The sequence below is a fragment of the Pseudodesulfovibrio senegalensis genome, assembly GCF_008830225.1.
GTDB classification, from domain to species: domain Bacteria; phylum Desulfobacterota; class Desulfovibrionia; order Desulfovibrionales; family Desulfovibrionaceae; genus Pseudodesulfovibrio; species Pseudodesulfovibrio senegalensis.
In genome coordinates this window covers 1,148,433-1,161,814 of the sequence record NZ_WAIE01000001.1, presented here as the reverse complement: position 1 = coordinate 1,161,814, position 13,382 = coordinate 1,148,433, and the positions used below count along the sequence as shown (strand labels likewise).

At 52.2% G+C, this 13,382-nt stretch carries 12 protein-coding genes and 1 tRNA gene; 4 read left to right on the top strand and 9 right to left on the bottom strand.

The features are described from left to right. Nucleotides 1–2 precede the first annotated feature (2 nt). From lpxA to lysS, 8 genes are read right to left on the bottom strand one after another with little or no spacing between them, the layout of a single operon-like run. Nucleotides 3–812, bottom strand: coding sequence for an acyl-ACP--UDP-N-acetylglucosamine O-acyltransferase (gene lpxA, locus F8A88_RS05465; RefSeq protein WP_151150057.1), 810 nt, complete (start codon nucleotides 810–812; stop codon nucleotides 3–5). Then, nucleotides 812–1,279, bottom strand: a complete 468-nt coding sequence (fabZ, locus tag F8A88_RS05460) for a 3-hydroxyacyl-ACP dehydratase FabZ (protein WP_421958077.1) — start codon at nucleotides 1,277–1,279, stop codon at nucleotides 812–814. The genes lpxA and fabZ overlap by 1 nt, the downstream gene beginning before the upstream one ends. Next, nucleotides 1,260–2,306 (bottom strand): UDP-3-O-(3-hydroxymyristoyl)glucosamine N-acyltransferase, encoded by a 1,047-nt coding sequence (lpxD, locus tag F8A88_RS05455; protein ID WP_151150055.1) that lies wholly within the window; start codon nucleotides 2,304–2,306, stop codon nucleotides 1,260–1,262. Before lpxD ends, fabZ begins: the two co-directional genes overlap by 20 nt. Nucleotides 2,307–2,310: 4 nt before the next feature. Beyond that, entirely contained in the window at nucleotides 2,311–2,829 is a 519-nt protein-coding gene (locus F8A88_RS05450) for an OmpH/Skp family outer membrane protein (RefSeq protein ID WP_151150054.1), read from the bottom strand. A gap of 17 nt (nucleotides 2,830–2,846) precedes the next feature. Further along, on the bottom strand, nucleotides 2,847–5,567 hold the full coding sequence (bamA, locus tag F8A88_RS05445) for an outer membrane protein assembly factor BamA (RefSeq protein ID WP_241667349.1): 2,721 nt from the start codon (nucleotides 5,565–5,567) through the stop codon (nucleotides 2,847–2,849). After that, on the bottom strand, nucleotides 5,554–6,240 hold the full coding sequence (locus F8A88_RS05440; RefSeq protein ID WP_151150053.1) for an ABC transporter ATP-binding protein: 687 nt from the start codon (nucleotides 6,238–6,240) through the stop codon (nucleotides 5,554–5,556). The genes bamA and F8A88_RS05440 overlap by 14 nt, the downstream gene beginning before the upstream one ends. After that, nucleotides 6,233–7,462 carry a lipoprotein-releasing ABC transporter permease subunit gene (locus F8A88_RS05435; protein ID WP_151150052.1) on the bottom strand — a complete coding sequence of 410 codons (1,230 nt, stop codon included), beginning with the start codon at nucleotides 7,460–7,462 and terminating at the stop codon, nucleotides 6,233–6,235. Before F8A88_RS05435 ends, F8A88_RS05440 begins: the two co-directional genes overlap by 8 nt. A gap of 42 nt (nucleotides 7,463–7,504) precedes the next feature. Continuing rightward, complete coding sequence (gene lysS, locus F8A88_RS05430) at nucleotides 7,505–9,019, bottom strand: lysine--tRNA ligase (RefSeq protein WP_170283774.1); 1,515 nt, start codon at nucleotides 9,017–9,019, stop codon at nucleotides 7,505–7,507. Between the two features lie 275 nt (nucleotides 9,020–9,294). Between lysS and F8A88_RS05425 the strand changes: the two genes are divergently transcribed. After that, a tRNA-Asn gene (locus F8A88_RS05425) sits at nucleotides 9,295–9,370 on the top strand. A 55-nt stretch (nucleotides 9,371–9,425) separates the two neighbouring features. Here the strand turns inward: F8A88_RS05425 and F8A88_RS05420 are convergent. Further along, a complete protein-coding gene (locus tag F8A88_RS05420; RefSeq protein ID WP_151150051.1) occupies nucleotides 9,426–10,100 on the bottom strand; it encodes a Crp/Fnr family transcriptional regulator in 675 nt (224 codons plus the stop codon). Between the two features lie 96 nt (nucleotides 10,101–10,196). Here F8A88_RS05420 and F8A88_RS05415 point away from each other — a divergent pair, with 96 nt between their 5' ends. The 3 genes from F8A88_RS05415 (at nucleotide 10,197) to F8A88_RS05405 (ending at nucleotide 13,360) form a co-directional block, all read left to right on the top strand. Further along, nucleotides 10,197–10,418, top strand: coding sequence for a hypothetical protein (locus F8A88_RS05415; protein WP_151150050.1), 222 nt, complete (start codon nucleotides 10,197–10,199; stop codon nucleotides 10,416–10,418). A 186-nt stretch (nucleotides 10,419–10,604) separates the two neighbouring features. Further along, nucleotides 10,605–12,281, top strand: coding sequence for a Na/Pi cotransporter family protein (locus F8A88_RS05410; RefSeq protein ID WP_151150049.1), 1,677 nt, complete (start codon nucleotides 10,605–10,607; stop codon nucleotides 12,279–12,281). Continuing rightward, nucleotides 12,278–13,360 (top strand): hypothetical protein, encoded by a 1,083-nt coding sequence (locus tag F8A88_RS05405; protein WP_151150048.1) that lies wholly within the window; start codon nucleotides 12,278–12,280, stop codon nucleotides 13,358–13,360. Before F8A88_RS05410 ends, F8A88_RS05405 begins: the two co-directional genes overlap by 4 nt. The last annotated feature ends 22 nt before the right edge of the window (nucleotides 13,361–13,382 follow it).

Sequence of the window (13,382 nt, the reverse complement as noted above, 5' to 3'; positions counted from 1 at the left end):
TTTCAGGCCGCCTCGCCGCCATTCTTGTTGGCTGCCGGAGTCACACCATTCTTGCTGTCACGAATAAAGGTGATCAGTGTCATGATTTCCGGAATACTGCCAAATTCGTTCTCCACCTGTTCCAACGACTGTTTCTTGGTCATGCCGGAACGGAAAATGACCTTGTATGCCTTTTTCAAGGCCTTGCAGGTATCGGCGGTAAAACCGTTACGCCGCAAACCTATCAGGTTGGGGCCGTACAACATGCCGCGAACGCCATGGGCAAGCATGTAGGGAGGCACATCCTGCTTGTAGCCGCTGGCACCGCCAAGAAAGGCATAATCACCGATCTTGACGAATTGCTGCACCGCAGACATTCCACTGATGATGACTTTTCTGCCCACTTCCACATGGCCGGCAAGGTTGACCGAATTGGCCATGATCACACCATCGCCAACAACGCAGTCATGAGCAATGTGCGCATACGCCATAAAAAGACAACCGGAACCCACCACGGTTTGCTCGTGGCCCTGCACAGTACCCCGGTGAATGGTCACGCATTCGCGGATGCTGTTGCCGTCGCCCATGCGTACCCAGGTCTTTTCTCCCTTGAACGCGGTATGCTGAGGCTCGCCGCCGATACAGGCATGGGGATGGATGTGATTGTCCGCGCCCATCTCCGTATATTGCTTGACCAGGGAAAACGGTTCAAGAATGGTTCTGTCGCCGATTTTCGTATCAGCCTCGACAACACAATACGGCCCTATGGAAACATCAACGCCCAGTTCTGCCTTGGGGTCGATGACCGCCGTGGAATGGATTTGAGAGGCCACTACATATCCCCTTTGCTGGCAACCGATGCCGTAAATTCGCCTTGGGCGACGACAACGCCGTCGACCTCGGCAACACCGCGCATACGCCAGATATTCATTTTATTCTTGATGTAGAAAACATTGAGATCAAGCTTGTCTCCGGGAACAACCGGCTTGCGAAATTTGACCTTGTTCATCCCCGCAAAAAGAAACACACGGTCTCCAAGCGGTTCATCGATCGTGTGCATGACGAAAAGCCCACCGGTCTGTGCGAGTGCTTCAAGAATCAATACACCGGGCATAACCGGCAGTCCGGGAAAATGCCCCTGAAAAAAACCTTCATTGAAGGTGACATTCTTGTAGGCCTTGAGGCTTTCACCGGCAACAAAATCAACCACCCGGTCAACCAAAAGAAAGGGATACCGATGCGGAAGCAATTCCATGATGCGACGGATATCCATAATATCATCATGTTTTGTCATGATCATCTCCTTGCGCTTCCTCAAGAGTGGCAAGACGCTTTTCGAGCTTTTTCACCTTCTTGAAAAGATCGGGCAACTTCGGGGCACATACTCCCATGGCCTTGAGATAAGTGGAATAGGGCATACTCGGTGACCCCGACACAACACTGCCATCATCAAGACGATTGCTGATGCCCGCCTGGCCACCAACCTTGACGTTGGACCCGATGGTCACATTGTCGGCAATGCCGGCCTGACCGCCCAGAACCACATTATCTCCTATGGTAGTGCTACCGCCGATGCCGACCTGCCCGACAACAAGACAATGTTTGCCCATCTGGACATTATGGCCAACCTGAACAAGGTTATCGATCTTGGTTCCAGGGCCTATCGAAGTCACGTCAAGCGCAGCCCTGTCTACTGCTGTGTTGGCGCCAATTTCCACGTTGTCGCCCAAACAGACCTTACCAATCTGCGGAATTTTCATGTGTCCAAACGGAGTCTGTGCATAGCCGAAGCCATCTGCTCCGATCACGGCACCTGGCTGAATGATACTATTATCACCGAGTTCGCAACCACCCATCAGAACGGCATTGGGATAAACTATGCATTCCCTGCCGATAACGGTGGATTCCCCGACATAACATCCGGGGAAAATGACGGTATCTTCTCCGATGCGTGCATTTTCACCAATGAAGGCAAACGGGTACACAGTAGCTGATTCGGCAATATCGGCAGATTCATGCACACAGGATAGTTCGCTTGTTCCTGACATGCGTCCCTGTGGCACCTCAAACAACTTAACGATCTTCGCCAAATCCAGATAGACGTTTGAACTGATCAGGGCCGATTGAACCCTGTCAGCATAATCGGGACCGGTAAGGACCGCTCCGGCCGAGGTAGTTTCAAGCAGCCGTGCATACTTGGGGTTGACCAAAAACGAGACGTCACCGGGGCCCGCCTTTTCCAGCGTGTTGACCCCGGTGATTTGTTTGTCTTCGCCTGTGAATTCAAGCCCCAATTGCTCGGCAATAGAGCTGAGCGACAATGTCATGGTACTATTTTTTGGTCTTCCAAGCTTTGTTGAATTCCTGAATGACGGCGGCAGTGATGTCATTGTTCTTGGACACGTAAAGCACGCCGGGGACTTCATTGACCACGATGTCATAACCATTCTTGGCGGCATAGCTGTCAATGACCTTTTCCAGCATCACGTACATGGGACGCTTGAGTTCAGCCTGCTGTTCCTTGAGCTTGGCGTCATATTCCTTCTGGCTTTCCTTGTATTTGAAAGCCTTTTCACGAATGTCCTTATCCATGGACTCAAGGGCTTCGGGCTTCAGAATCTTCTTCTGCTTTTCACGTTTGGCCTGCAGATCACGAATTTCAACGGCCTTGGCACGAAGAATGTCCTGATATTTCTTAACGCTGGCTTCAAGCTGGGCCTTTACTTCCATGGCAGGCTGTGAAGTTCCCAGAACCTGAGGAACGTTGACAACGGCAATTTTCGAGGCGGCAAATGCCGTTGCGGAAAACAGCAGGGTCGCGGCAATTGCAATGAATATGATTTTACGCATTGTGACTCCTTTTTTGTTTAAAACGTTTGGCCCACAGAAAAGTCGAATACCTGTTCCTTGCTGTCGTACAGGTCGTCAAGTCCCATACCGTAGCTGACTCGCAAGGGGCCAAGCGGAGAATTCCAACGGACTTCGGCTCCGACACTCTTGTAAAGCCCGAAATCAGGTCCGTCTTCGTTGAATCGCTCCACCGAGTCAAACCAGAATTCGCCCTCTTTCCATACATTCCCCAAGTCGAAGAAAGGCACAAACTGAATGCCCCAATCGTCACTCACGGGAATAATTACTTCCAAATTGGTATAAAACGCCTTGTCGCCGCCAATCTTGTCAGAACCGTCCGACTTCATGGCAACGATCTTGCGCTTGGAATAACCTCGGACCGAATCGATGCCGCCCAGTTTGAAGCGCTGGTCGGAAGGAATCTCACCACCGTCAATGTTCTCATGAACAAACCCAACAAACCCCTTCCAATGGAACACGGTCTTCCAGAAGAGGTCCTGGTAATAGTCTGTTTTCATGGTATATTTGACAAAGTTATCCGTACCACCGATCAATCCGCCACCATACGTCATCTTGCCGGTCCAGACATATCCGGAAGTGGGATATTCACGGTTATCCAAGGTATCGCGTTTGAGCTTGAGAGCAAGCGAACTGAGCAGGTGCGTTCCTTCGTCGTCCTTGATGTCGGAATCGGCATCGGAAGAAACATCATGGATTTCATAGTGCTCGATGGCATATTCACCATCAACGCTGGTATAGTTACCAAGCGGATAATGGAGCCTGAACGTCGATCCCACGGAGTCGCGTTCATAGTCGTCGAGATCCTGCTGCTTGTTGTAGGCGCGGGCACCGAAACCAAGATTGCTGTCGTAAACCATGGGGTTGTAGAAACCCAGATCAAAAGCGGTTTTCTTTTCACCCAGCTGTGCGGCGAGGTTCAGGCTGTAGCCCTTGCCGAAGAGGTTTTTCTCACCGATGTTGGCTCCGATGAAAGCCCCGTCAAAGGTAGAATACCCCACGCCACCACCAAAGTTCCCGGTGGGCTTTTCCTTGACCTTGACCAGCAGATCCATTTCATCGGGGTTACCGGTCTGAACCGGAGTCACGTTGACGGATTCGAAATATCCGAGCCGATCAAGCTTTCTCGTGGACATGTTCAGTTTGGTGCCGCTGAACTGGTCGCCGTCCGCAAGCCGCATGGCCCGAAGGATGACGTTGTCGCGAGTGGTGATATTGCCTTCCAGCAATACCCGACGGATATGAACCTTCTGATGCTTGGAAATGGTATACATCACGTCAACGACCTTGGTCTCGGGATTGTCGTTGAGCTTCATGGATACGTCCGTATAGGCATATCCTGCATTGTTGTAATATTCCGTGATGTGTTTGATATCCTCTTGGGCAATGGAACGATTGAAGTAATCGTCGTCCTCGTGAAGCTGGTCCACGCTAACCACATCAAGCAACGTGGCATTGTCGTCGATAAGATCACCCCTGAAACCGACTGTGCCCATCTTGTAACGCTCTCCTTCCCATACGCGGAAGGTCACATAGATGCCGTCGTCCTTGATATCAACTTCGGGGCGTCCGACGCGAGCCTCGATAAAACCATGGTTGTTGTAATAGGCCATGATGGCCGCGGTATCGCGTTCAAGGAATTCTTCTTTGAGCACACCGGAGTTGGTAATGAAGCTCAGGAAGCCACGCTCCTGAAGGGCCAGCTGATCCTTGACGTCGTCAGGATCGATCTGTTTGGCTCCGTCGATAACAATTTCTTGAATATACAGCTTGTTGCCTTCATCAATAACAAAGTTGAGACGGGCCTGACCGGACTCTCCGGTTTCAATTTCGTGGGAAACCTTGGCTTTATAGTAACCCTCCTTGCGGTACATCTCACGAATGGTATTGATGTCGTCCGCAAGGACACGGGGGTTGACCACCCCGCCCTTTTTGGTGGAAATGGCCTCAATAATGTCTTCACTGTCGATGGCGTCAGAACCGACAACGCCGATAGCCTGAATGCGCGGCTTCTCGACCACCTCGAACACAACGCGCTTTCCGCCGGACACATCCGAAACCTTGACCTTGACGTTGTCAAAATAGCCAAGTTCGTAAACGCTCTTGAGCGCCGTATTGATTGCCTTGGCCGTAATCAGGTCGCCCTTGTCCAAGGGCAGGCGCATGAGCACCACTTCCTTGTCCAGAACCTTTGTGCCTTCAACGTCGACTTCGGCCACAACGTCCTGACGCAACAGACCAGACCGCATCTGAACGACCAGATCGTCCACAGCGGGCAACAGGTTGATGAGCCCCTGTTTATTCACAGTAGCCTTGTATGCGGGCTCGTCGTCAAATGCGTCGACAATCCTGGCATCAAGCGAAATTGTTTCGCCAATCTGATTGAGGGTACCGTATACGGAAAATCCGGCACCAAGGGCCAACGCTATTTCCCGGGCAGACTTGTCGGAAACATTGGCCACGCCTCGTTCCTCAAGCATCTTCTTGACGTCAGCCTGAGGCACTACGTCAAAACCGGCTTCGGCCAGCTTGTCTGACAGCAACTCCGGAAGGCTTTCATTCAAATAGGCGAGATCGTCCCCAGCATGAACGTCGAACGGCAACACGGCCACCCGAACGTCATCACCAACCGGTGCAGCCATGGAAACGCTTGCCATGAACGAAACAAAAAATAGTACGAGAAACGCCACCCCACAGGCGCGAACCCTAATGCTCAGCATACAGCTCTCCTGAACGCAGTTCCAAACGTCGCTGCATCATGCAGGCCAATTCATTATTATGTGTAACGACCACGAGGGTCGTCCCCATCTCCTCATTCAACGAGGCCAGCAACTCGCCGACCATCTGCCCGGTCTTCTCGTCCAGGCTGCCCGTAGGCTCGTCAGCCAGAATAACAGCAGGACGCATCAAAACCGCCCTGGCTATGGCTGCCCGTTGCCGCTCACCTCCGGAAAGCGTGGTGACCTTGTGCGACAACCGATGCTCAAGGCCAACCCGAATCAATGCTTCCCGGGCGCGGTCATATATCTCATCCGAATTTGTCCCGGCGATAAGTCCGGGCATTGCCACATTTTCCACTGCGGAAAACTCCGGCAACAGATGATGGAACTGGAATACGAAACCAATTTCGTCGTTACGCATTCGGGCACGTTCCCTCTGATTCAACGCGGCCATATCCCTGCCGCAAAATTTCGCACTTCCCGCCGAAAGGGTATCAAGAGTTCCCATAATATGCAGCAACGTTGTTTTCCCTGACCCCGATGCGCCGTGGATCGCAATGGATTCACCCGAATCGACATGAAGATTGACATTGCTCAGTACGGAAACAGTTTCTATGGGGCCTTCATATTGCTTACTCACCCCGGCAAGGCTGTATACGGCCTGACTACTCATAGCGCAAGGCCTCGCTTGGGTTCAATGCCGCCGCCCTTCTGGCCGGATAAATGGTTGCCAGAAAACACAAAAGAAAGGCCGCCACACCAATGGCAGTCAAATCGAACATGTCCAGTCGCACCGGAAGGTAGTCTGTCGGATACACGTTCTTGGGCAACTGGATGAACTGGTATTTCTTGAGCAACAGGCTGACGGGAACGCCGATGGCATATCCAAGAACAGTCCCCACAAGGCCGATGAATGTGCCCTGAAGCATAAATATCTTGCGTATGCTGGATTCATTGGCACCGAGGGACATGAGCACGGCAATGTCTTTGGTCTTCTGCATTACCAGCATGACCAGAGTATTGACGATGCTGAACGATCCCACCAGCACAATCATGGCCAAAATAATGAACATGGCTGTCTTTTCCAGCTCCAATGCGGCAAAAAGGTTGGCGTTCATTTCCTTCCAGTGCCGAATGACGAGTCCAAACGTGCCCAGTTCGTGCTTCAGGGCCTTGGAAACGGAATCTGCCGCAAACGGGTCCTCGATCCGAATCTCCAGGCCGGATACAAGCCCGTCGCTGTATCCCAGCAGCTTGCGCCCGTCAGTAATGCTCACATAACCCAACGTTGAATCATATTCGAACATGCCGGTCCGAAATATGCCTGCAATACGAAAAACGCTGACCTTGGGTTGATATCCGGCTGCGGTCTTGCGTCCTGCCGGAGACAGCAGGTTAACCTGCGAACCGACACCAAGTCCCAATCGTTTGGCCATCTGCGCCCCGACGATGATCCCCGGAGGTTCGCCCGGTATATCCAGATCATCCAGCGAACCATCCACCATATCGTCGTTGAGGCTCAATACCTCTCTGGCAGTTTCCGGCTCCACTCCCCTGAGGACGACGCCCTTGACGCCAGACCTCGACGACAGCATGACCTCGGAGTAAAGAAACGGGGCAACCCCGACCACACCGGGAACCTTTTTCGCCTTTTCGGCCAAACCTTCGTAATTCTTGATCCCGCCACGGACCGAAGAAACCAGAATGTGGGCGTTTACACCCAGAATCTTGTCTCGCAAATCCGTGGAAAAACCATTCATGACTCCGATGACCACGATCAACGCACCCACACCAATGGCCACGCCAAAAACGGCAAACAGAGAAATCAGCGAGATAAATGATTGCTTTCGCAGGGCAAACAAATACCTCAGGGCCACAAAGGTCTCAAATTTCATAATTCTCCGCGGCAAATGCCGTCATAGTGGACCCAGATCAACCTAGGTTGCCTCAGGCCGCAACAGCGGGAACAGGATGACTTCGCGTATGGACGCGCTGTCAGTCATCAACATGACCAAACGGTCGATGCCGACACCCTGTCCGGCGGCAGGCGGCATGCCGTATTCAAGGGCGCGGACATAGTCCTCATCCATGAAGTGGGCTTCCTCGTCCCCGGCTTCCTTTTCCTTGACCTGATCTTCAAAACGCCCGCGCTGATCGACCGGATCGTTCAGTTCGGAAAAAGCATTGGCCATTTCCCGGCCGGTCATGAACAGCTCAAACCGATCGGTGATATCCGGATTGTCCTCGTTCCTTCTGGAAAGCGGGGAAATATCCGTCGGGTAATGATAAATGAAATGCGGCTGAATCAACTTGGGTTCAACTCGAATGTCAAAAAGCTTGGCCTGGAGTTTGCCAAGCTTTTCGCCCTCGACAACCTTTTCGCCCGCCGCTTTCACACATTCCTTACATTTCTCGTAGTCGGAATATACATCAGGAGAAACCCCGCCGATCTTCTCCAAAGAGTCATGGAAAGTCATGCGGGTCCAAGCCCCGATGGAAAGATCAATGGTCTCGCCTTGATAAGTAACCTTGGTGTCACCGGTTACGACCTTGGCCACACGCGAGAACATTTCCTCAGTCAAATCCATGAGGTTCTCAAAGTTGGCATAGGCCCAGTAGAATTCAAGCATGGTGAATTCCGGATTGTGCTGGGTGGATGTTCCCTCGTTCCGGAAATTCCTGTTGATTTCATAAACCCGCTCGAAACCGCCAACCAGCAGACGCTTGAGATACAGTTCCGGGGCGATGCGCATGTACAGCTTCATGTCCAGCGCATTGTGATGTGTCTCAAACGGTTTCGCGGTAGCGCCGCCGGGAATGGGCTGCATCATGGGTGTTTCCACCTCCATGAACCCCTTCTCGTCCAGGAAATGCCGCAATTCGCGCACAATGGCCGTACGGGCCATGAATATTTCCTTGGTGCGCGGGGTGACGATCAAATCCACATAGCGTTGGCGGTAGCGAATCTCCACGTCCTTGAGGCCGTGATATTTTTCCGGCAAAGGACGCAGGGACTTGGTGATAAGCTGAAAGGACTCGGTTTTGACGGTCAACTCGTCGGTCTTGGTGCGAAACAACGAACCGACAACACCGACGATATCGCCGATGTCGGTCTTCTTGAAGAGCTTGTAGTCTTCAACACCGAGATCATCGCGGGAACAGAAAACCTGGATCCTGCCGCTACGGTCCTGAATCTGGAAAAAGGTGGCCTTGCCGAACGAGCGAAAAGCCACAACGCGCCCGGCAATGGAAAACTGTTTTTCGGTTCCTTCAAGGGCTTCGCCTGCAACGTCCTTGAACTCTTCGATTATATCAGAGATAGCCGTGTCCCGCTGGAAACCATTGGGATACAGGGGAACGTTTTCATCAAGCAGCGTGCATGCCTTTTCCACCCGTGTTTTGATGACAGGGTTCAGCTCATCCTTGGCCTGCAGGGCCTCCAGCATGGGCATGAACTTCTGGGCATGGCTCGACTTGGTAGCCAGCTTGATCTTCTTTTGCTTTTTATTACCGTTGTTTGACAATTGATTGATCCTTGAAGAACGAAAAGTCTAGAAAAATACAAGAGACGTTGAATCCCTAAGCCAAATCCGTAACGCAGTCAAGAAATACAAAAGATTACCTCATCAGGCTACCAGAACTTTTTTTGAGGAAAATTCATTTTTTTGCTTGACGGGCAAATTGGATTTGCCTAAATACTCCTCTCGCGCCGCAAGCGCAACCTTGTTCCCCAGTAGCTCAATCGGCAGAGCGGGTGACTGTTAATCACTAGGTTCGCGGTTCAAGTCCGTGCTGGGGAGCCAAAGAAATCAAAGGCTTTCAGGTTTATCCTGAAAGCCTTTTTTCGTTTGCCACGCTCTAAAGCGACTCTCCTTCCGCCAATAGCTTCAGTCCCGGTTCATCCTGAATGTGGATTGTTCCGGACAGCACCTTGAGCAAACCTGCTCCGTTCATCTTTTTCAGCGCCCGCGAAAGGCTCTCGGGAGTAGCGCCGACCACCTTGGCCAGCTCCCGATGTGTCATGCCCAGTTGGACGGCCTCCTGCTCGTCTCTGGGCATGTGCTGCAAAAAAAGTGCGACGCGTTGAGGAATTTCCTTGAGCGAAAGGGAATCCACGAGATCCATGGCTCCTTTAAGGCGGCGTGACATGACCTGCATCATATTGAAAAGTATGGCGGGGTGTCCCGAGGCAATGCGTTCGAACTCGGCTCCAGGCAGACTGAACACGGTTGCCGGGGTCAAAGACGCGGCGCTGGCCGGGTACCCTTCATCGGAAAAAGCCGCGCACAGGCAAAAGGGTTCGCCCGGACCGAATATGTACAAGGTCTGCTCCTTGCCCTCGGGCGAACTGCGATAAATCTTAACGCGTCCTTCCAGAACCATATAAAAAGATCGCACTTTTTCGGCGTGGGCCACGATCAGTTCACCGGCCCCGTATCGACGGACAGCTGCCCTGTCGGCAAGAACCTGAATATCAGGCTCGGAAAGATCACGAAAAAAATCCACGGACAAAAGCATATTTTTTTTATTCATGATAAACTCATGACAATGAGCTTACCACAAGTCAATGCTCCAAACTTTTTTAGGACATAGACTCAATGTGCAAGTCATGAAACAAGGGAGGCACGCATGAAGAGTCTGAACATTACCTGCCCGTACTGTTCCAACGCGGAAACCATGGAATGGGACGGCCTGTACAAGCCCGTTTACGTACATTGCGGTTATTGCGGCAAGAAGTACATTGCTGAACCTGCGGCCAACGGGGTCAATTGCCTGAAGCCCGAAGAGGCAGACTGCTGCAGCGACCCGGACTGCCGGGAACTGGAAATGGGGGCAGGTGCCGAAGATTGACCCTCAATAGCGGAAGGAGCGTTCGGGAAAAGAGCCTCCTTCCGTTCTTTCCCGGTTTTATTGCGCAAAAAGGCAAGCCCCTCCAGTCTCGCCAAGAATCGGACTTCCTGGTTCCGATTTGCTTTGCTTTTACAATCGAATAAGGTAATCGTGCATTGAATCAAGCCATCAGGGGACTGCACGATAATGACCATTTCCACCATCGCGGGGCTCGTGGGCGGGCTGGGACTTTTTTTACTCGGCATGCGGCTCATGACCAACGGATTGCGCAAAGCTGCCGGAACCGCACTCAAAACGATACTCAGCCAATGGACCAATACTCCGGCAAAAGGAATTGCCTCGGGGTTTTGTTTCACGGCCCTTGTTCAATCTTCCAGCGCAGTCACGATTGCTGCCATCGGTTTCGTCAACGCCGGCCTCATGACATTGAACCAATCCATTGGCGTTATTTTCGGAAGCAACATAGGCACAACGGTAACGGGCTGGCTCGTAACCCTTGTGGGTTTTGACATCAAAATCAAAGCCCTTGCATTGCCGTTAATAGGAATTGGTGCCATTCTTCGTCTCAGCGGAAATCAGACGAGGCGGGCATCTTTTGGCGACGCTCTTACCGGTTTTGGCTTGTTTTTCCTCGGTATCGAGGTACTCAAGGACTCCTTCAATGCCGTACAGCCGATGATAGATCTCGGAACAATAAGCAACGAAGGAATTCTGAGCGTCCTGTTGTTCCTCGTAATCGGCTTCATGCTCACCCTGATCATGCAAAGTTCCAGCGCGGCCATGGCTCTGGTGCTCACGGCCGCGGCCTCGGGAATAACCACACCGTTATGCGCTGCCGCAGCCGTCATAGGCACCAATGTCGGCACAACGTCAACAGCCGCAATATCCGTCATCGGCGCGACGAACAATGCCAAGAAGGTCGCGGCCGCACATATAATTTTCAACCTCGGCACCGGAATCATGGCTCTTGTGCTGTTACCGGTTCTGCTCTGGATCATACAAACAGTACAGCACGCCGTGTCGGATCAGCCGTCCATCACCATGACGCTGGCCCTTTTTCACACCATATTCAATATATTGGGTGTCTGCCTGTTCACGCCGTTCATACAACAACTCACCAACCTGCTGAACCGCAAGGTCGGAACCCACGCTCCGGAAACGTCCGTCCCCAAATATCTGGACATGAATATTGCCAGCACCCCGGTTCTGGCTGTGGAAGCCCTGTATCTGGAACTCGGCAGACTCGGTGAACAAACACGGGCCATGGCCCAGCATGTGCTTGCAAGCAGCTGCCGCTATTCCTCGCTTCTCAAGGAACTCACCGCCGTGGAAGGGCTTATTGCAGCCATTCGAGCCTATGCCATAAATGTTCAGAAAATGGATCTCCAGCTGCCGACGGCAGAAGGCCTGCCGCGCATGCTTCGCGTCATTCAATATTATTCCACGGTGCTGGAAATCATTCACAGGACATCGCGTGAACATCCGACCCTCAATCACATCATACCGGGGCAAGTCGACGACTTCGTCTATGAATTCAAGACACAGGCCAAGGATATGCTCAATGTGGCGCATACTCCCTGCTCCGAAGAATTCGAATCCCTGGAGCATCTGCTGGGCAAACTTCAGGACAAATACCAGGAACTCAAATCCGCCCTGCTCGAGGCTGGCGCCAATGGGACCCTGGAAATAGACCACATGGCAGAGTTGCTTGAATATTATTCAAGCATACGCCGCATGGTCGAACAGGCCATCAAGGGCTCCATCTATTGGGCTGAGACACGTGACATATCAGAAACATGCCGCCATGAGGCTGAACAAGACAACTTTACCTGGAAACCGCTTGAAGCGACGGAGAAGTCATGAACGCCACCAAACGCATTCTGGCCGCAATTCTTGCTGTTGTAGCACTTGGTGCAATTGCCTTTGCCGTGCACCTGTTCACGAAGGACCGTGAAAAAACGAAAAGCACCGAATTCAGGTCACAGGTACAACACCCCTCCAACGCCGCTCCCCAATGGACCATGGACGGACAAAAAGCCGAGGCCGACTATTCGGCTCGCGATTCCGTCCCGCACAATGCAACCCGCGCTGTCAACGAAGACAACACCGCCGCAGAAAAATCCGGCCAGGGCAACGGCACGACCACAACTGTGGACGAAGGCCCTGTAATCATACAAGAAGACGGCACCATAACGTTTGCGTTCATCGATAACCTCGCCAAATATGTTGTCAAACGCTTTCAGCCAGCACAGGATGAAAACGCTCCATTTACGCGCACCTCGTTCCGCGACCTGAACATGCACTTCGGGCGCAACCTCGACGGCATCGATGTTTCTGCAACGGAACCGCGAGAAGCCCGCGCACAAGTTCTGGACTACGTATTCACCCCGGCTTCGCTCAAAGCCCTCTACACGCTCTATGCCGACCTTTTCGTCGAACAACTCGGTGACGCTGTGAACGATGCAGCCGACAAATTGCCCCACCCTTTGGATCAGGCCGATCTTTCGGACATGTATCGGGTCAATGCTGCCGAGCTTTCGCATGTGGGTAAAATCTTCAAGGCCATTGCGGCCGACCCCGAGATCACCAAACAGACAGCTAAATATATACAGTCGCTCCGGGCTGTTGAGCGCTCAAACGTACTTTTTCAAGAATCTCTGGCTGAACGCTCTCCCAAATCCATACAAACTGCAGCGAGCGACAGGCTCAAAAACGCCATACGAGAACGGGAACGCATCAGAAAAAACATCATCGATCTGGTTCACGCCAACTGCACGAACTGCTCGGACGAAGATATGTTTTACATATCATTGTGGTCATACCGAAGAACACTCGGGAACACCGACAAGCTGACGTCGTTTGACGTTGCCGGGGATTGTCTGCTGGATCTGGCGTCCCGCTTCAAGAAAAAAGCCGTGCAATTGATTCAGATCGAACAATAGTGTTTTTTTCGTAACCCTATTG